This window comes from Flavobacterium filum DSM 17961, from assembly GCF_000425465.1.
GTDB classification, from domain to species: domain Bacteria; phylum Bacteroidota; class Bacteroidia; order Flavobacteriales; family Flavobacteriaceae; genus Flavobacterium; species Flavobacterium filum.
On the sequence record NZ_AUDM01000009.1, the window covers coordinates 104,007 to 123,344 of the forward strand.

The 19,338-nt window shown below is 31.5% G+C and carries 16 protein-coding genes; 10 read left to right on the forward strand and 6 right to left on the reverse strand.

Going from position 1 to position 19,338, the window contains the following annotated elements; translation table 11 throughout:
• The 3 genes from H601_RS0106705 to H601_RS0106715 all read left to right on the forward strand — a co-directional run bounded on the left by H601_RS0106705 (nt 1) and on the right by H601_RS0106715 (nt 2,502).
• On the forward strand, nt 1-1,113 hold the full coding sequence (locus H601_RS0106705; RefSeq protein ID WP_026710788.1) for an efflux RND transporter periplasmic adaptor subunit: 1,113 nt from the start codon (nt 1-3) through the stop codon (nt 1,111-1,113).
• Between the two features lie 10 nt (nt 1,114-1,123).
• Entirely contained in the window at nt 1,124-1,618 is a 495-nt protein-coding gene (locus H601_RS0106710; protein ID WP_026710789.1) for a hypothetical protein, read from the forward strand.
• A gap of 65 nt (nt 1,619-1,683) precedes the next feature.
• A complete protein-coding gene (locus H601_RS0106715) occupies nt 1,684-2,502 on the forward strand; it encodes a prohibitin family protein (protein ID WP_026710790.1) in 819 nt (272 codons plus the stop codon).
• Nucleotide 2,503: 1 nt separating this feature from the next.
• On the opposite strand, the gene H601_RS0106720 is transcribed toward H601_RS0106715, so the two are convergent.
• Both H601_RS0106720 and H601_RS0106725 read right to left on the reverse strand, forming a co-directional pair.
• A complete protein-coding gene (locus H601_RS0106720) occupies nt 2,504-3,403 on the reverse strand; it encodes an HNH endonuclease (protein ID WP_026710791.1) in 900 nt (299 codons plus the stop codon).
• A 2-nt stretch (nt 3,404-3,405) separates the two neighbouring features.
• Nucleotides 3,406-5,370 carry an AAA family ATPase gene (locus H601_RS0106725; protein WP_026710792.1) on the reverse strand — a complete coding sequence of 655 codons (1,965 nt, stop codon included), beginning with the start codon at nt 5,368-5,370 and terminating at the stop codon, nt 3,406-3,408.
• A 240-nt stretch (nt 5,371-5,610) separates the two neighbouring features.
• Between H601_RS0106725 and H601_RS0106730 the strand changes: the two genes are divergently transcribed.
• Nucleotides 5,611-7,488 (forward strand): alpha-amylase family protein, encoded by a 1,878-nt coding sequence (locus H601_RS0106730; RefSeq protein ID WP_026710793.1) that lies wholly within the window; start codon nt 5,611-5,613, stop codon nt 7,486-7,488.
• A 98-nt stretch (nt 7,489-7,586) separates the two neighbouring features.
• Nucleotides 7,587-8,207: an SOS response-associated peptidase gene (locus H601_RS0106735; RefSeq protein WP_026710794.1), complete on the forward strand. Its 621-nt coding sequence runs from the start codon at nt 7,587-7,589 to the stop codon at nt 8,205-8,207.
• A 5-nt stretch (nt 8,208-8,212) separates the two neighbouring features.
• Here the strand turns inward: H601_RS0106735 and H601_RS0106740 are convergent, their stop codons facing one another.
• Nucleotides 8,213-8,794 (reverse strand): non-canonical purine NTP diphosphatase, encoded by a 582-nt coding sequence (locus tag H601_RS0106740; RefSeq protein WP_035655649.1) that lies wholly within the window; start codon nt 8,792-8,794, stop codon nt 8,213-8,215.
• A 114-nt stretch (nt 8,795-8,908) separates the two neighbouring features.
• On the opposite strand from H601_RS0106740, the gene trhA reads away from it, so the two are divergent.
• Together trhA and H601_RS0106750 are read left to right on the forward strand one after the other, a co-directional pair.
• A complete protein-coding gene (gene trhA, locus H601_RS0106745; RefSeq protein ID WP_026710796.1) occupies nt 8,909-9,547 on the forward strand; it encodes a PAQR family membrane homeostasis protein TrhA in 639 nt (212 codons plus the stop codon).
• A gap of 183 nt (nt 9,548-9,730) precedes the next feature.
• On the forward strand, nt 9,731-12,115 hold the full coding sequence (locus H601_RS0106750; RefSeq protein WP_026710797.1) for a hybrid sensor histidine kinase/response regulator: 2,385 nt from the start codon (nt 9,731-9,733) through the stop codon (nt 12,113-12,115).
• 71 nt (nt 12,116-12,186) lie between these two features.
• Here the strand turns inward: H601_RS0106750 and H601_RS0106755 are convergent, their stop codons facing one another.
• Nucleotides 12,187-12,951, reverse strand: a complete 765-nt coding sequence (locus H601_RS0106755; protein ID WP_026710798.1) for an NYN domain-containing protein — start codon at nt 12,949-12,951, stop codon at nt 12,187-12,189.
• Between the two features lie 154 nt (nt 12,952-13,105).
• Between H601_RS0106755 and capB the strand changes: the two genes are divergently transcribed.
• Nucleotides 13,106-14,365 carry a cysteate-C-fatty acyltransferase gene (gene capB, locus H601_RS0106760; protein WP_026710799.1) on the forward strand — a complete coding sequence of 420 codons (1,260 nt, stop codon included), beginning with the start codon at nt 13,106-13,108 and terminating at the stop codon, nt 14,363-14,365.
• Nucleotides 14,366-14,421: 56 nt separating this feature from the next.
• On the opposite strand, the gene H601_RS0106765 is transcribed toward capB, so the two are convergent.
• Both H601_RS0106765 and H601_RS0106770 read right to left on the reverse strand, forming a co-directional pair.
• On the reverse strand, nt 14,422-15,558 hold the full coding sequence (locus H601_RS0106765; RefSeq protein WP_026710800.1) for a hypothetical protein: 1,137 nt from the start codon (nt 15,556-15,558) through the stop codon (nt 14,422-14,424).
• Nucleotides 15,551-16,513 (reverse strand): transporter, encoded by a 963-nt coding sequence (locus H601_RS0106770; RefSeq protein WP_026710801.1) that lies wholly within the window; start codon nt 16,511-16,513, stop codon nt 15,551-15,553. Before H601_RS0106770 ends, H601_RS0106765 begins: the two co-directional genes overlap by 8 nt.
• A 117-nt stretch (nt 16,514-16,630) precedes the next feature.
• On the opposite strand from H601_RS0106770, the gene H601_RS0106775 reads away from it, so the two are divergent.
• Together H601_RS0106775 and H601_RS0106780 are read left to right on the forward strand one after the other, a co-directional pair.
• Nucleotides 16,631-16,885, forward strand: a complete 255-nt coding sequence (locus tag H601_RS0106775; RefSeq protein WP_026710802.1) for a hypothetical protein — start codon at nt 16,631-16,633, stop codon at nt 16,883-16,885.
• A gap of 18 nt (nt 16,886-16,903) precedes the next feature.
• The gene (locus H601_RS0106780; protein ID WP_156900360.1) at nt 16,904-19,336 is read left to right on the forward strand and encodes a YfhO family protein; all 2,433 of its coding nucleotides are present in this window, start codon (nt 16,904-16,906) and stop codon (nt 19,334-19,336) included.
• The last annotated feature ends 2 nt before the right edge of the window (nt 19,337-19,338 follow it).

Here is a 19,338-nt window from a genome sequence, read left to right on the forward strand (position 1 = left end):
ATGAAAAATATAGTTATACTGTTTGCAATAGCAACATTTTTACTTTCTTGTAAACAAAAAGAAAAAGAAGAGAAGGTAAGTGATAACGGATTAATTACCGTTACTCAACAACAATTTGAAGCCAGTAAAATGGAAATTAGTTCTCCGATAGAACAAGATTTTGATGTGGTAGTTCAAGCCACAGGAAAAATTGATGTACCGCCACAATACAAAGCCAAAATTTCTCCGTTTATTGGGGGCTATGTAAAATCAACCTCATTGTTAATTGGGGATAAAGTAACCAAAGGACAAGCTCTAATTACGCTTGAAAATACAGAATACTTGGATTTGCAAAAAGATTATGTAGAAGTGGCAGAGCAAATCAAGTATCTAAAATCAGAATACGAACGTCAAAAAACATTATTCGAAGAAAAAATTACTTCTCAAAAAAATTATTTAAAAGCAGAAAGTGATTACCGTCAAGCGAAAGGAATGTACCAAGGATTAAGAGAAAAATTGCTTTTATTGAACATTAATCCGAATAATGTAGAGAATGGAAAATTTACATCAATCATTACATTAACTTCACCAATTAGCGGCGATGTCACAAAAATGAATGCCAATGTTGGCATGTTTATGTCACCTTCAGACGTAATGATGGAAGTAGTAAATACCGAACATTTAATGCTAAACCTGATTATTTTTGAAAGTGATATTTTATCCATCAAGCAGGGTCAAAAAATTCTTTTTACCATTCCGCAAGCCAGTAAAGAACAATTTTATTCTAATGTTCAAACAGTAGGTAAATCTATTGAAAATGAAGATAGAAGCATTTCAGTTTACGGAACTTTGCAAAAAGAACTAAAAGAAAAATTTCTTTCAGGTATGTTTGTAGAAGCTAAAGTTATTACTTCTACAAAAAAAGGATGGAGTGTACCAAAAGATGCTATTATTAAAGAAGACAATAAATATTTTGTACTTTTAGGACAACAAAAACAAGACCGTTTTGTATTTAAAAAAACGTTGAGTGAAATTGGTGAAGTAACTGAAAGTTTTACAGAAATTAAACTCAATCAAAACGTTAATCAAAATGCAAAAATACTAACAAAAGGAGTCTATGAACTAACCAATTAATTTTTATCTCATGAATCAAGCTCATTTACACATGGTTTTTAACCATTTCCCCATTATCGGATTATTTTTCGGAACAGCTATCTTACTTTACGGAATCTTGAAAAAGCAAACCATTCTCATCAACACGGCTTATATGATGTTTATTTTTTGCATGATCATGGCTAAAGCCACCATGATGACCGGCGAAGGAGCCGAGGAAATTGTGGAAGAATTAGGCATATCACACGACATTATTCATGAGCACGAAGAATTGGCTGAAAAGTACATGAAAGTATTGTATGCTTTAGGATTACTATCCATTGCAGGATTGGTAACCAATACCAAAAAACATGCAAAGGCAAGTTTGGTTTCTTATTTGGTACTTTTATTAGCCGTTGCTGGAGTGGTATTTTCTAAATTTGTGGGTACTTCCGGTGGTGAAATTCGCCATACAGAAATTCGCGAAAATATGACAACTCAAACCAATGAAATGCAAGAAATGAAACATGAAGACGACGATCATTAATTGAACGTTCTATTGTAACTTTCTTTCTTTTTCTGCGTATAAAAAGTAAACCAAAATACTTTTTTATGAATAAACCATTCAATTTTAAGTTAATTCCGATGATTATTGGCGTTATCTTTCTTATCATTTTTATCGCAAAATCTACTGTAACTATTGGTTCTGGTGAAGCCGGAGTTTTATACAAAACGTTTGGAGGAGGTGTGGTTACAGATGAACCGCCACTTGGTGAAGGATTTCATTTGGTAGCTCCATGGAATAAAGTGTTTATTTACGAAGTACGTCAACAAGAATTGTCTGAACAAATGCAAGTTTTGTCTTCCAATGGTTTGGAAATCAAATTGGATGCTACTGCCTGGTTTCATCCCCAATATGAAAATACCGGAAAATTACATCAAGAAAAAGGCGAAAATTACATCGAAAGAGTGATTCGTCCTGCTATTCGTTCTGCTGCCAGGAGTGTGGTAGGAAGATATACACCTGAACAATTGTATTCTACCAAAAGAGATGCCATTCAAGACGAAATTTTTACTGAAACGAAAAAGATTTTAGCCAATCAATATGTTCAATTAAATGAAGTATTAGTGCGTGATGTTACGTTACCATCCACCATTAAAACTGCGATTGAAACTAAGCTTAAACAAGAACAAGAAAGTTTAGAATATGAATTCCGTTTAGAAAAAGCTCAAAAAGAAGCCGAACGTCAACGTATTGAAGCTGAAGGTAAAGCCCGTGCCAACCAAATTTTAAGTGCTTCTTTAACCGATAAAATTCTACAGGAAAAAGGAATTCAAGCGACTTTAGAACTTTCAAAGTCAACCAATTCAAAAGTAATTGTTATCGGTTCAGGTAAAGACGGAATGCCGATAATTTTGGGGAATCAGTAAATTAATATTTTTTAGTTTGTTTTAATTCCTCTATTATATCATGTTTAAATTTACTAAATGGTCTTTTGTGATAATCTTCAGGATGAATCTCGATCCCAAAAATCATTCGGTATATTTCTTCTTTTGAAAAAGGAGTGCCTATAAATGTTTTGTTTACTAAAATATCAATATAGTTATCTGAATATTTATATCTTAAACTTAATAAATCATTCAGTTCTTTATTAGAATGTGCTGAATAAATTTCATTTATTTTATTAAATTTTAAAGTTTCATTAGATTTTGAATTCATCTTAACGTTTATGTTTAGATTAAAATCGGAAAATGAATTATAGTAATAACTAAATTTAAAATCATTTTTATCCAAATATGGATGATTTATAACGTTTAAAGCATTTTTCCATCCACCAATTGGCGAATTATTAAGTTTAATGTGATTGCAAGAATGACAGCTTGGAATTAAATTATAGAAAGATAATGCTAATATTGGAAATTCAGATTTTGGAAACCAATGATCTAATTCAGCTCTGGCATTATTTTCTCCAAAATATAAAGTATAATTTCGATTACAGTAAACACAAGTGTCAATACCAAGAAAATTTAAAAATTCTTTATTTTGAAATTTACCATAACCCGTTTGGATAAAAAAACTTCTTATTAATACTATTTGATGTTTTGAAAAATTTTTCATTTCAAATTCTTCATGAATTTCAAGTAATCGATTTGGTAACGCATTAATCAACTCATCTTTGTATTTTATTAGAAAGTTAATAAAATCTTTACATATTTTTTTTTGTTTTTTATTTCTTAGAATGTAACCATCAGAAATTAATTTATCAAAGATTTCGTTAACCTTTTCGTTATGAAATTTAACTGCTTCTGAAGTTGGAGTTATTTTTATCATATTTATTCTGGGATTAATCCTAATTCAATAGCTCTTTTTCGGATTTGGTCTTTTTCTTTTTCTATATCGTATTCTTCTGGAAAACGATTAAAATACATTTCTAATAATTTATTTTTCATCAAAGGTTCGTCAATTATCTCAATGACTTGTTTGGCTTCTTCCTTAGTTTCTATTTTTGAGTCTCTTTTATTTAAAAATTCAATTACATCACTTATCTTACTTTTTGCAAAATCGCCAATTAATCCATCTTCTATAAAAAAACTATCTGCCAATAAATCTGTAATGTTTGCACCAAATGATTTTTGCGGTCTTTCTGAGTCTTTTAAAATTTTTGTTTTCCCGCTTTTTTTATCTTTTTTTAAATAGACAACATTGTTATTTGGAATATCTGATAATGTTAATGGCTCATGTGTAGTAAATATTATTTGTAATTTTTTTTCATCTTTAATATCTAAAATTAACGGTAGACATTTCAACATTGCATTAATATATTTTTTTTTCCATTCTGGGTGAAATCCAATATCTGGCTCATCTAATAAAAGATAATTGTCAACAGACATTCTGCTTGAATAAAATTTATTAGCATATAATTTAGAAAAAAGCTTAATTAAAAATTTTTCCCCTTGTGAAATTCTAAAATCAGGAAGGAAATTAATAAAATATCTATTAAAGAAATCGTATTTTTCTGTGTTGTCAATTATACAGAATAAGCTAACGGTATTAACTATATTCATATAGTTCTTAATCAGAGTACTGTTTTTTTCAATGTTTTCTTTTTTTAAATTTAGTTTTAAATCTTCGGGCAAAACTGTTATAAAATTTAAAAGAGAATCGTAAAAATTTATATCTATTTGAGTTAATTCTAGATTCGATTTTTTTATGAAATTTATAATCACTTCTATAAGCCTTAAAAATCTTACTTTGTTATTTAAATTTTCAACTGTTATATCATCTTTATATCTATTACAAAGCAAATCATAAAAATTTAAATTTTTTAAATTATAAAAGAACAATCTAGCTATTAAATGATAATATATTTCAAATAGTTTATAATTTTCATTTAGCCCTGTAACAAAAATTTTACCATCAATATCAAAAGAAGCACTATTTTCATTTTCTTTTAAATATATTTTATATAAATGATTAAAGAAGAAAAAAACACCATCTTTTGAAGATTCTTTTTCGATATAACTAAAAAGTTCATCTTCTGTTTTAAATTGTTTTTTATAGTTTGAATTAATGAATGATTCAAGGCTCTTCAAATTAAAACCATATTGATTAGCTTTTAAATTAATACTTTTGTAAAAGGTTATATCTGAATAAATTTGATTCAAATTTTCAATTAATTCTTCATTAGAAAAGAAAATGATTTCATCCATTAAATCTGCTAAACCTGAAATTTCAATATTATTGTTAGCTTTATAGTTAAGTTCTAGAGAATTGTAACTGTAAAAGTAAGTTGCATACTGATTACCTCTTTTAAATTCTTTAAAATCTATATAAATTGAATCAAAGTTTTTGTCGTAAATATTGTATAATATAGTTGACTGTCTTAATGATTCTGTGGGTCTTTTAAATTTTTGAAATTCATCATATTTCTTTTCATCGTTATTATAATAAATTTTGGTTGTTAAAATATTATTTTCATCTTTTTCATATATAAAGATTGTGTTAATTTTATTAATTTGGTAATTGTAATTATTTCCTAAGTTTTGAGATTCTGAAGAAAATTCATTTAATAAACTTGATTTACCAGAACCATTTTCTCCAACTATTGCAGTTAATAATTCAATTTTCTTTCCAAAAAAATCAGCTATAAAATCTTTATTTTTTGTTTTTATTAAAATAAAATTATCATTTTCAATATTTTCAAATTTATAATCATAAATGTATTCACCACCAAAATTTATTATTTGTGGTTCATCAAATAAAAAATGATTTTTAATTAAAACTGCTGCTAGTCTCATAAATATAGTATTTTCCCAAATATACTAAATCTGCATAATTAATAATGTAAATTAAATATTTGCAAAGTTATTGTCATTGGTTCCGGTAAAGACGGAATGCCGATTATTTTGGGGAATCAGTAAAAAATATCTATACTTCTTGAAACACCGTTAGAAAATATTTTTCGGTGTTTTTTTATGTCAAAAAGTTAAGAAAATTATCAATTCATTTTGTACCTTTCAACCTCAAAAAAATGAATTATGTTTAAAAAGTCATCAGTTGTATTAAGTTCTATCGTCTTATTTTCAACTTTATCCTGCGAACAAAAAAATATGAAAGGTCAATCGGAAACCGTTAATGAATCGAATAGAGAAAATAAAATAGTGGTATATCAAGTGTTTACACGTTTGTTTGGTAATATGAATACTACCAATAAACCGTGGGGAACCATCGAAGAAAACGGAGTAGGGAAGTTCAATGATTTTACAGATAAAGCACTTCAAGAAATCAAAGAGTTAGGCGTAACGCACATTTGGTATACAGGTGTTCCGCATCATGCCGTAGTTCGTGATTATACCAAATACGGAATTTCCAATGATGACCCGGATGTGGTAAAAGGTCGTGCCGGTTCGCCTTATGCCGTAAAAGATTATTACAACGTAAACCCTGATTTGGCGGTTGACCCTGCAAAAAGATTGGAAGAATTTGAAGCGTTGATTGAACGCACACACAAAAATGGATTGAAGGTTGTCATTGACATTGTGCCCAATCACATTGCTCGTCGTTATGAAGGAAAAACCAATCCGAATGGGGTGAAAGATTTTGGAGCGGATGATGATAAGTCTGTGGAATACAAACGAAATAACAACTTTTATTACATTCCCAATTCTAAATTTGAAGTGCCAACCGATGCCAATTATAAACCACTTGGTGGTGAAAAAAATGCATTAGCTGATGGAAAATTTGAAGAAATTCCGGCAAAATGGACCGGAAATGGTTCACGATTAGCTAAACCGGATATCAATGATTGGTATGAAACAGTAAAAATCAATTATGGTGTAAAACCGGACGGTACAAAGGATTTTCCAACCTTACCGGAAGGATATGACAAAAAAGATTATAAAGCTCATGCTGCTTTTTGGAAAGGAAAAGACGTTCCGGATTCCTGGAAAAAATTCAAAGACATCACGCATTATTGGATAGACAAAGGCGTAGATGGTTTTCGCTATGACATGGCTGAGATGGTGCCGGTAGAATTTTGGAGTTATATGAATTCCTCTATCAAAATGAAAAATCCAAATGCTTTTTTGTTGGCTGAAGTGTATAATCCTGCGGAATATAGAAATTACATTCATTTAGGAAAAATGGATTATTTGTATGACAAAGTACAAATGTATGATACACTCAAAAATATTGTGCAAGGACGAGGTTTACCTAAGCATATTTCGGGTATTCAAGAAGATTTAAAAGATATTGAACACCACATGCTTCACTTTTTAGATAACCATGACGAACAACGTTTAGCGAGTCCGCAATTTGCTGGTGATCCGAAAAAAGGAATGCCGTTGATGGTGGTTTCAGCTACTATTAGTTCTTCACCAACGATGATTTATTTTGGTCAGGAAGTAGGTGAACCAGGTGCAATTGATGCCGGTTTTGGGAAACAATCACGTACATCAATTTTTGATTATGTAGGCGTTCCACATCACCAACGTTGGATGAATGGCGGAAAATTTGATGGCGGACAACTATCTAAAGAAGAAAAAGAATTACGTGATTTTTACAAACGATTATTGAATTTTACGTTGAAAAGTAGTGCGTTGATGGGTGATTACGAACAAATTCACGATGCCAATTTAGAAGCCGGTTTAGGGTATGATTTCGGGTTATATTCGTATGTGCGTTGGAGTGAAAATGAAAAATTGATTATCGTGACCAATTTTAATCAAAATACGGCTGTGAAATGTCAAGTTATTTTGCCGGCCGGAGTAGTGAAAAAAATGAATCTGAAAGATGGTAGTTATAAAATGAAAGACCAATTGTATTTAAAAAATGCAACGGAATTAATCATCAAAAATGGCGTAGGGAAATTTTCAATTGAGATTCAACCGGGAGAGAGTTTTATTTATAAATTATAGATTTGTTTAAGAAAGTTACACCTGACAGGTTTTTTTTGAAAACCTGTCAGGTGTTAATCGTAAATTTCAATTCTTATTAGAAATAATATAAAAAGGCTATGTGCTTTTACATGCAACAAAAAGATGCGATACCAAAAGTGGAAAAACGTTTTAAAGCGATTGTCCAAAAGCCCGAATCTTTTTTGCAAGCCGATGTTATCAATGCCTTTGAACATAAATGTTCGCCTATTATCTTAAATACGAACCCAACGGAAATTGTAACTAATTTTCAATGGGGATTGATTCCGCATTGGGCAAAAGATGTATCTATTCAGCAACAAACAATTAATGCAAGAATGGAAACGGTTACTGAAAAGCCTAGTTTTTCAAACATCATTCATCAACGTTGTTTAGTGATTGCCACTGCTTTTTATGAATGGCGATGGTTGGATGAAAAAGGAAAATCAAAACAGAAATACATTATTTATGGCGAAGAGGAGCTTTTTGCCATGGCGGGTTTATATAGTTTTTGGCGAAATCCTGCCGATGGAGAGCCTAAAAATTCATTTACTATTCTGACAACGGAAGCCAATGAGACGATGCGTTTTGTACATAATCACAAAAAGCGAATGCCGATTGTACTTAAAAAAGAAGATGAATCAACTTGGTTGGATACACATCACAAGATTGAAGAATTTGCTTTTCCGTATAGTGCGAATTTATTGGCTTTTCCTGTGTAAAGCATCTACATTGATGTTAAAAAACGTACTAGCTTTTCAACAGCAAGTCCACGGTGACTGATTTTTGATTTTTCTTCCCTACTCATTTCAGCAAAAGTAGTAGTATAACCATCCGGAATAAAGATTGGATCATATCCAAAACCTTGATTTCCTTTTGGTTCAAAACCAATTTTTCCTTTTACGATTCCTTCAAATAAATGTTGTTCACCATTGATATTCAAACAGATAATTGTTTTAAACTGTGCGTTTCGATTGGTTGAATGTTCAAGATTTTTCAACAACTTTTGCATGTTATCGTTTGCATTTTTTTGCTCACCTGCATAACGAGCGGAATAAACGCCGGGTTCGCCATTAAGGGCTTCAACTTCTAATCCGGTATCATCAGCAAAACAGAAGTGACCATATTTTTCAGTAACATAATTGGCTTTTAAAATGGCATTACCTTCAATAGTCAAAGCAGTTTCAGGTATTTCTTCATAACAGCCAATAGAATCTAAACTAAGTAATTTTAATTCAGAAGGAATTAATTGTTGTATTTCATTTATTTTATGTAAATTATTGGAAGCGAATACAATAGATAAAGCCATATTTAACTCATTTTTGTGTATAAAGATAACTTTTTCAACTATTTAATTTTTAATTTTGTGTGAGCATTTTGCAACTTTGATTGTATTTTTTGTTTACTTAATTAATTTACTAAAATGAAGAATCGTGAACAAACTCGAAATGAAGAAATTGTAAATGCCATTTCACACGGAATTGGCATACTGTTTTGTTTCATAGCACTTCCTTTTTTGTTGACAGATGCTTTTGATAATCAGCAATTTAGTTTGTTTGTATCTCTTGTTGCATTTGGAATAGGTATGTTGTTGGTTTATACTTTTTCAACATTGTATCACATTTCAAAAGATGATAAAACAAAAAACATACTTCAAGTCTGTGACCACATTAGTATCTATTTTTTAATCGCCGGAACCTATTCTCCACTGATGGTTAAATATTTAGAAACGGAAACAGCAATACTTTTTTTAAGTGTTATGTGGTCTATTGTGTTGTTGGGTACTATTTTTAAAATTTTCTTTACTAAAAAATTTAAATTTTTATCTACAGTGCTTTATTTAGCATTGGGATGGATGATTGTTTTTGTTATTAAACCACTACTTGAAACCATTCCATTTTCAGTTTTTCTTTGGATTATTTTGGGAGGTTTAAGCTATACCATTGGGGTGTATTTTTATGTGAAAGACCATAAAATGTATTATCATTCCATCTGGCATTTATTTGTTCTTTTCGGAACAATTGCTCATTTTGTTTCTGTTTATATCAGTATTTATAATTGATTAATTATCAGTTTATTGTTGATTCTTACTTCTACAAAAGTTAAAGTTTTTTTATACTTTACAATTTTGTTTATTATTGCTTTTCGTATAGTTAAATATCATGGTAAAAAAATATTAAAAATAATAAAACCATAATTTAATTTTTTACGTAAGTAAAGAACCAAAACCAAAACAAAATACAAAATGAAACAAAAAAACGAAGCCCCATCGTTTGTTAGAAGCTGTGTTTTATTCCTATTGCTGTTAGTATTCTATAATCCATTATGGTCACAGTTTGTTATCAATGACAATCAAAAAATTGATGAAATTTCATTACACCCTTATGCCAAAATCGCCAATTTAGAGCAAGAAGACCGTTCTTTACATCAAATTTTAAAGGACGGTAAAATTGTTTTTGAAATATTGCCCATCGAGAACACAGATTTAGGTTTTACAAGTAATCATTATTGGTTAACCTTTCAAATTAAAAATGAAACCTCCAAGATACAAACATTTTATTTGGAAGCTTGTCGACCAATTGTAGATTATGCAACTTTTTATACCATTGATCAGGAACAAAAAATAAACAAACAGGTTAGTGGTGATGCAATCCCTTTCAAGGAAAGAAGTATTCAAAACAGAAAAATTTTATTCAAAATAGAATTACCACCTAATGAATTGCAAACCTATTATTTACATTTAAAAAGTGATGGTGAAGTAATTAATGCCGGAATTATGCTTCGTTCAATGGATAACTTGATGCAAACAATGTCTTTTGAACAAGTTATTTTTGGAATTTTTTATGGCATTTTGTTGATTGCGGCTATCATTTATATGTTCTTCTTTTTTGCTATGAAAGAAAGAAGTTTCCTGTATTACAGTTTATATGTGGTATTTATTGGAGCTTTACAATTTTCGTTAGATGGATATTTTTATCAATTAATTACGCCAAATTCAGGATGGTTATGTTTGAATGCGGTAATTTTATCAGCATGTTTAGCCAACTTCTTTTTAGGTAGATATGCACAAGTTTTTCTTCAGATCAAAAAATATAGTGAATTTATAAATGGAGCTTTTTACATCATTTTTATACTTGATTTTGCTTTATTACTTTCCTTAATAGTTTCACCAAAAGCTTTAGAAATATCCTATCCTTTGGCCAATGCTCTCGGATTGATCTTATTGATATTAATCATCGCTTCGGTTGTTGTAATTTATAACAAAACTAAAAAAATAGATCGTTTTTTCGTTTTTGGTATTTTGTTTTTGATTATCGGATTTATCATGTTCATTTTGAAGAATTTTGGTGTATTGCCTGTAAATTTCACTACAGAAAACGGTTCTAAATTAGGCACCGGAATGGAAGTGATTTTTCTTTCGCTTTCGATGGCTAACTTGATTAGAAAAATGCGTGATGAGCGAGAAGAATTTCAACAGGATGCACTTCAAAAGTCAGAAGAAATGAACGAAATGAAGTCTTATTTTTTATCGAATATCAGTCATGAATTACGTACTCCCTTAAATGCTATTTTAAATTTATCGAAAGAAATTTCGAAAGATACAGCAGATGATGCTATTCAAAAAAACAGCAATTTGATTAAAGATTCATCCTATAGTTTGTTGAGTTCCATCAATGATATTTTGGATTTTTCTAAAATTGAAAAGGGAGAGTTGAAATTGGATAGTGAGGAATTTAATCCAAAACAAATGATAGAGCATTTGGTTAAAAATATGGCCTATCGTGCCAAAAATAAAGGACTTGGATTTAATATTGATATTTCAGATGAACTACCGGAAATGATTTTAGGCGATAAAATGCGTTTATCTCAAATGCTAAACAATGTGTTGAGTAATGCCTTAAAGTTTACAACACACGGTTTTGTAACATTTAAAGTAGAATGTAAGCCACTCAAAAACGGAAAAGTTGAATTGTTTTTTAGTATAGCCGATACCGGAACAGGTATTCCAAAAGAAAAAATGAATTCTATTTTTGAATCGTTTACACAAGAAAATATCAACAACAAACGAAAGTTTGGTGGTTTAGGTTTGGGATTATATATCGTTAAAAATCTTGCTGATTTACATGAAGGAAAAGTAGAAATGCAAAGTATTTTAGATCAAGGTACCGTTTGCAGAATTACACTTCCTTACACGGTTGTGGCAGTGGAAAAGAAAATTGTTTCACAACCTGAAATGATTGATTTTGATTTGAATGGTAAGAAAATCTTGGTGGTAGAAGATAACGCAATGAATCAAATGGTGATTAAAATGATTACCAAAAAATGGTTGAATACTGAAGTTGTTTTTGCTAATAATGGTTTAGAAGGAATTACAATACTACAAGAAAAATCCTTTGATATTATTTTAATGGATTTGCAAATGCCTGTGATGGATGGCTATGAAGCAACTATTGCCATTCGAAAAGGTGATGCAGGTGAAAAGAACAAAAATATTCCGATAATTGCATTAACAGCAGATGTGATGGAAACCACAAAAGAACGGGTAATGGAAATCGGTATGAACAAATACATGACCAAACCGGTGGACAAAGAAGCGTTGTTTAAAAATATCTTTGAACTAGTTGTGTAAAGAATTTTTGATAATAAAAAAATTTACGATTAAATTTAATACATAACAAAAAAAAGTCAATTTATTAATTTTTATTTCAGTTTCACATAAACATGTTTAATTCCTTTTTTGTCGGAATCGCGTTCGTGAATTTCAATTATTTTGGTAAGCGATTTCATCAATGGAGTAAGTTTTGAAAATCCAAAATTTCGTGGATCAAATTCCGGTTTTTTCTTCACTATTAGATTTCCAACATCACCTAAAAAGGCCCAACCTTCATCATCAGCTAAATCTTCTATACTCGATTCTATAATGTCAATTGTTTCCACATCAATTTTAAGGAATTGCTTGTCTTCTTTCTTTTTGTCGGTTGATTCCGTTGTAGATGCAATGTTTTTCTTTTTCTTGGCTCCTTCTAAAACCTCAATAAAAATAAATCTGTCACAAGCACTAATAAAGGATTTTGGAGTTTTTTGTTCACCAATCCCTATCACTTTCATTCCGGATTCTCTCAATCTAATGGCTAATCGGGTAAAATCACTATCGCTGGATACAATGCAAAACCCATCCAGTTTATCACTATACAACAAGTCCATTGCATCAATTATTAAAGCAGAATCAGATGAATTTTTCCCGGTCGTATAACTGTATTGTTGAATGGGCGTTATGGCGTGCTCCAACAAAACTGCTTTCCATCCACCTGCATTTGGTTTAGTCCAATCGGCATAAATCCTTTTGGTGGTGGGTGTACCGTATTTGGCAATTTCTTCCATCATTCCTTTCACATTGCTATACGGAACATTATCTGCATCAATTAAAACGGCTAGTTTTAAATCTTCTTTGTCGTGCTTGCTCATTATTATCAGAATTAAACGCTATCAAAGATAATTAAAAAACAACTAATTTTATTTTTCATTTCGTATAAAAGCAAAATCCGATTTCTTCTTAAATTTATTATGTAGAACGTAAAGAAATCATTACTTTTGTCACGTTTTTTTAACACACAAAATCATGGTAAAAGATTTATTCGAAAGAATCCAAAACAATAAAGGACCGCTAGGAAAATGGGCTTCTCAAGCAGAAGGATATTATGTATTTCCTAAATTGGAAGGTGAATTAGGACCAAGAATGCAATTTCACGGAAAGCAAATACTCAATTGGAGTATCAATGATTATTTAGGTTTGGCTAATCATCCGGAAGTTAGAAAAGCTGATGCAGATGCGGCAGTGCAATATGGTGCGGCTTATCCAATGGGTGCTCGTATGATGAGTGGTCATACAGATGTGCACGAACAATTAGAAAGAGAATTGGCGGCTTTCGTAATGAAAGAAGCTGCCTATTTATTGAATTTTGGTTATCAAGGTATCATGTCCACCATCGATGCATTGGTAACAAAAAATGATATAATTGTGTATGATGTTGATGCTCATGCGTGTATCATTGATGGCGTTCGTCTTCACATGGGAAAACGCTTCACCTATCGTCATAATGATTTGGAAAGTATGGAGAAAAATCTTCAACGTGCAACCAAAATGGCTGAGGAAACCGGGGGAGGAATTTTATTCATCACAGAAGGTGTTTTCGGGATGCGTGGTCAACAAGGTAAATTAAAAGAAATTGTTGCCATGAAAGAAAAATACAATTTCCGTTTGTTGGTAGATGATGCACATGGTTTTGGTACGTTAGGAAAAACTGGTGCCGGAGCAGGTGAGGAGCAAGGTTGTCAAGACGGAATTGATATTTATTTCTCCACTTTTGCTAAATCAATGGCAAGTATTGGAGCTTTTATTGCTGCTGACAAAGATATTATTGATTATTTAAAATACAACTTACGCTCACAAATGTTTGCAAAAGCATTGCCAATGATTCAAACGGTTGGTGCTTTGAAACGTTTAGAATTATTGAGAAATCATCCTGAATTAAAAGATAAGTTGTGGGAAAATGTGAATGCACTTCAAAATGGTTTGAAAAGTAGAGGTTTCAATATTGGTGACACTAACACTTGTGTGACACCGGTTTATTTGGAAGGTTCTATTCCTGAAGCAATGGTAATGGTGAATGATTTACGTGAAAACTATGGAATTTTCCTTTCTATAGTTGTATATCCGGTAATTCCAAAAGGAATTATTTTGTTGAGAATGATTCCAACTGCTTCTCATACTTTAGAAGATATCAATGAAACACTTTCAGCATTCGAAGCTATTCGTGAAAAATTGGTAAATGGAACGTATAAAAAGATTGCGGAAGCTACCACTGTTGACGTGTCATAATTCAGATTTACAATATAATAATTCAGCCGATTCTTTTTTTGAATCGGCTGTTTTTTTTATACGTTTTCTAATTCAATTCGATACGTTCTTCGTCTTCGGTCAACGGTTGAATTGAAGTTTTTCCATAAATTGTGAATCGCATTGTTTTCTTCCAATTCAGGTGTTCGATTACACAATGTTATTCCTTTTTCTTTGAAAACATTGTAGTATTCTCTAAAAATTATAGCGGTTACACCTTTGTTTTGGTATTCGGGTTCAATTCCAATCAAATAAAACAATACTTCTTTACTATGTTTTTTTGCTTGCAGTAAATGATAGAATCCAAAGGGAAATAATCTACCATTAGCCTTTTTTAAAGCTTCTGAAAAACCTGGCATTACAATACTGAAAGCAACCATTTTGTTTTCTTTGTCTAAAATAAATAATATATATTCCGGATTTACAAAAGGAATGTATTTTTTCTTAAAATACTCTTTTTGACGTTCCGAAACGGCTACGAATGATGCCAGCTTTTCATAACTAGTATTGAATAAATTAAACATTTCATCCACATACGGAATAATGTCTTTTGTTTTTGTAAATGTTTCAATTCGAAGTCCGTAACGTTGTTCTATCAAATGACTAATCTTAGAAAAACTATCAGGATGTACATCTGAAAAGGAAAATAAACTTTCAAAATATTCTTTTTCTTTTACATAACCCAATTGTTCTAAATGGTCTTTATAGTAAGGATAATTATACCATGTAATCATTGATCCTAAACGGTCGTAACCTTCTGTAAGTACACCAACTTTATCCAAGTTTGAAAAACCCATTGGACCTTCAACATAACTCAAATGATGTTTTTTACCTAATTCATACACTTTCTCCAACAAGGCTTTGGTCACGTTGATATCATCAACAACATCCCACCAACCAAAACGCACTTTGGGTTTTTGTTGTACCTTGATTTCTTGCCAATTTACAATTGCAGCAATTCGACCTACAATTTTATTATTGCGATAAGCTAGAAAGAAATAAGCTTCAGCTTGATCAAATGCCGGATTTTTTGTTTGGTCAAACGTTTCTAATTCGTCATTAATCAAAGGAGGAACCCAATAGGGGTGATTTTTGTAAAGTGAAAATGGAAATTTCACATATTCAAGAAGCTGTTTTTTTGTTTTCGCTTCAACAACATTAATTGTACTATCCATCTACTTTATCTAAACGTTTTTTCTCTTCTTTGGCTTTTTTGTCTTTTTTCTTTTTATCCACTCGTTTTCCACCGTCTTCCTCTTTCTCTATTTTAACCGGTTGGTATTTTTTATCAAAACGCCACGAAATTCCGGCACCACCATAAAACAAGCTTGGCGTATCTTTTATATTTTTACTGATTGATGCATCAATTTGAAGATTATCTTGCAACAAATAAGCAGCTCCAATTCTAAATATACCATCAGAATAATAATCACCTTTAAATCCTTGGTTTTCAATAAATCCTGACCATTTTTCATTGAAACCTCTGGTTAAAGTAACTACATATCCCAATGTATTATAATCGGAAGTGATTTTGTCATAAAAAATATTAGTTACTAATACATAACGACTACCAATTTGATTTTGACCAATAATCATGATTTTCGGACTGATTACCGGCTCATTTGGAAAGGCATAATCATCATTTGCAAAGCCAACGTTTATACCGGCATAACCTGAAACAGCGGGAATCAATTGTCTCCATTTAAATTTATGATTGGCTTTCCAGCTATATAAATTAGGTTTCTCTTCATAGTTTTTATAGGGATCATATATCAAATACTTTGCTCCAATTAAGGTTGAACGCAAACCACTTCTGGTTTGTTCTACCAAAGGTGAATAATATTTATCATATTGGTATTTGAAATTAGCAATTACTTCTAATTGTTCAAACAATACACCGTATCTAAAATCTAATTCCATTCCCATTCCATTAGAATTATAACGAGCTAGGTCATGATTTTCTCGATAGCCATATAACCCTCCTTCTACTTGAAAAACAGTTTTACCGACAGAGAAAGCCGACATCGACATACCGGGACGATTGGAATTTATCATATCCGTATGTTGCGAATAACCGGAAGCAAATACCAAGGTAAGAATTGTTGCGAATGGAAAACGAATATTTTTCATCAAGAATTGAAGTTTAATAAGTTTAGAAACCAAAAATAAGACTTTTTATTATTTATTTATGATACATCGACTAAATTTAAAGCGGGTATTTCTTATTTTTACCCAAAATTATGTTGTATGCAAACCGCTTCTATCCCCGGATTTATAAGAACCATTCTAATTATCATTGGAATTTATTATGCTTTTAAGATTATAAGCCGAATTCTTATGCCTATTTTGTTACGGAAAATGGTTCAAAAAGCCGAAAAAACTTTTCAACAACAAATGGAATTTCAACAACAGCAACAAGCTGCTAATCAAGCTCCACCCAAAGCGAAAATGACAGAAAAAAATAAAGTGGGAGAATATATTGATTATGAAGAAGTAAACTAAATATTGAACAACCTAACCATGAACAATTTTAAACGTTTTTTACCTCATTTATATGTTATTATCGGATTTGTAGCGGTTTCATTGTTTTACTTTTATCCGGTTTTACAAGGTAAACAAATCAGCCAATCCGATATTGTACAATATACCGGAATGGCCAAAGAACAAAATGATTTCAGAAATCAATCCGGAGAAGAACCATATTGGACAAACTCCGCATTTGGTGGAATGCCAACGTATCAATTGGGTGCAAAATATCCGCATAATTATGTGAAATCGCTTGATAGTGTTTTGCGTTTTCTTCCTCGACCTGCGGACTATTTATTTCTCTATTTCTTAGGGTTTTATATTTTATTATGTGCCTTAAAAATTGATCCGCTTAAAGCATTTTTTGGTGCTTTAGCCTTTGGATTTTCTACTTATCTGATTATTATTTTAGGTGTTGGACACAATGCAAAAGCTCATGCCATTGCTTATATGCCAATGGTTGTTGCAGGCGTTTTATTGGTTTTTCAAAAGCGATATATTGTTGGTGGATTGCTTACAATGGTTGCCGCAGCTCTGGAAATTCAAGCCAATCACTTTCAAATGACCTATTATTTGTTGCTGCTGTTATTGATTATTTCTGCCTATTATTTTTATTTATTTATTAAAGAAAAAGACTTCTCTGCTATTGGTAAAACGATTGGTGTTTTTGTAGTGGCAGGATTATTGGCTTTGGGTTCAAATGCCACTAATTTATTAGCAACCGCTGAATATACGGAGTTTAGTACAAGAGGAGCCAATGAATTAACTTTTGGACCAAATGGAGAAAAAGTAGAAGGTAAATCCGGTATGTCGTATGAATACATTACGGAATATAGTTATGGAATTGCGGAAAGTTTCAACCTTATAGCACCTAGAATTTTTGGTGGTGGTAATGCAGAAAAATTGGGAAAAGAAAGTGCAATGTATGAACTTTTTATTCAATTAGGTGCTCCTGAAGCCGATGCGTTAGACTATGCCAATAATGCTCCAACGTATTGGGGTGACCAACCTATTGTAGCAGCACCGGCCTATATTGGTGCTGTTGTTTTCTTTTTGTTTGTGTTGGGAATGTTTACCGAAAAGCGAAAACTTAAATATGCACTTTTAACTGGAGCAATTGTTTCGCTATTGTTGTCTTGGGGAAAAAATTTCCCTTTATTGACCGACTTTTTTATTGACTATGTGCCGTTGTACAACAAATTTAGAGCGGTTTCTTCTATTCAAGTGATTTTGGAATTGTGTATTCCGGCATTAGCCATCATGGGATTATATTCCTTTTTTAAAACCGAAAAAGAGGAACAATGGAAAGCTTTATGGAAATCTGCCGCAATTGCAATAGGAGTTCTGGCATTATTATTCATCGGACAAGGAATGTTCAATTTTGCCGGTGGAAATGATGACTATTATCGTCAAGCGTATCGAGAAATTGGGCAACCATTTGTTGAGGCATTAATTGAAGACCGAAAATCGATGTTTACAGCTGATTTGCTTCGTTCAATCGGATTCATTGCTGTTGTTGTTGGATTGTTATGGTTGAGTTTGAAAGAAAAATTAGTACAAACCAATACCGTTCTTTTAGTGGGATTGGTAATGGTTTTTGATTTGTTTTTCATTGATAAAAGTTATGTAAATGCTGATGATTTTGTGAATGCACGTGAAGTGATGGAACCTATTCAAGCCAGTGCAGCCGACCAGCGAATTAAAGAAGATAAAGACATTCATTTCAGGGTTTTTGAACCATCACAAGGAATGGCAGGAGCTCGTACTTCTTACTTTCACAAAGCAATTGGTGGTTATAGTGCCGTTAAACCACAACGGATGCAACAACTGTATGATTATCAAATTGCCAATAATAACATTCAGGTATTGAACATGTTGAATGTGAAATATGTTATTCAAACCACAGAAGAAGGTCAACCCATTCCTTTACAAAACCCTGAAGCTAATGGAAATGCTTGGTTTGTGAGCAAGCTTAAATTAGTTCAAAATGCGGATGAAGAAATGAAAGCTTTAGACAGTTTGAACTCAAAAGAGGAAGCCGTTTGGGTAAAACCTACTATGTTTAAAGGTGTTATTCAATCCAGTTATGTAAAAGACAGTTTGGCGACAATTAAATTAGATGAATACAAACCAAATTATTTAAAATACACTTCTCAAAATACAAATAAAGGCTTAGCAGTTTTTTCAGAAATCTACTATCCTAAAGGTTGGAAAGTAACGATTGACGGAAAAGAAGCCGAAATGATACGTGTGAATTATGTGTTGAGAGCGTTAGAAATTCCGGCAGGAAAGCACACAATTGAATTTAAATTTGAGCCTGAAGTGGTGAAAACCGGAAGTTCAATTGCTTTATTTAGTTCAGTTGGAATGTTGTTATTGTTGTTAGGTGGAATATATTTTGAAAGAAAGAATAGGAACGATCAATAGTT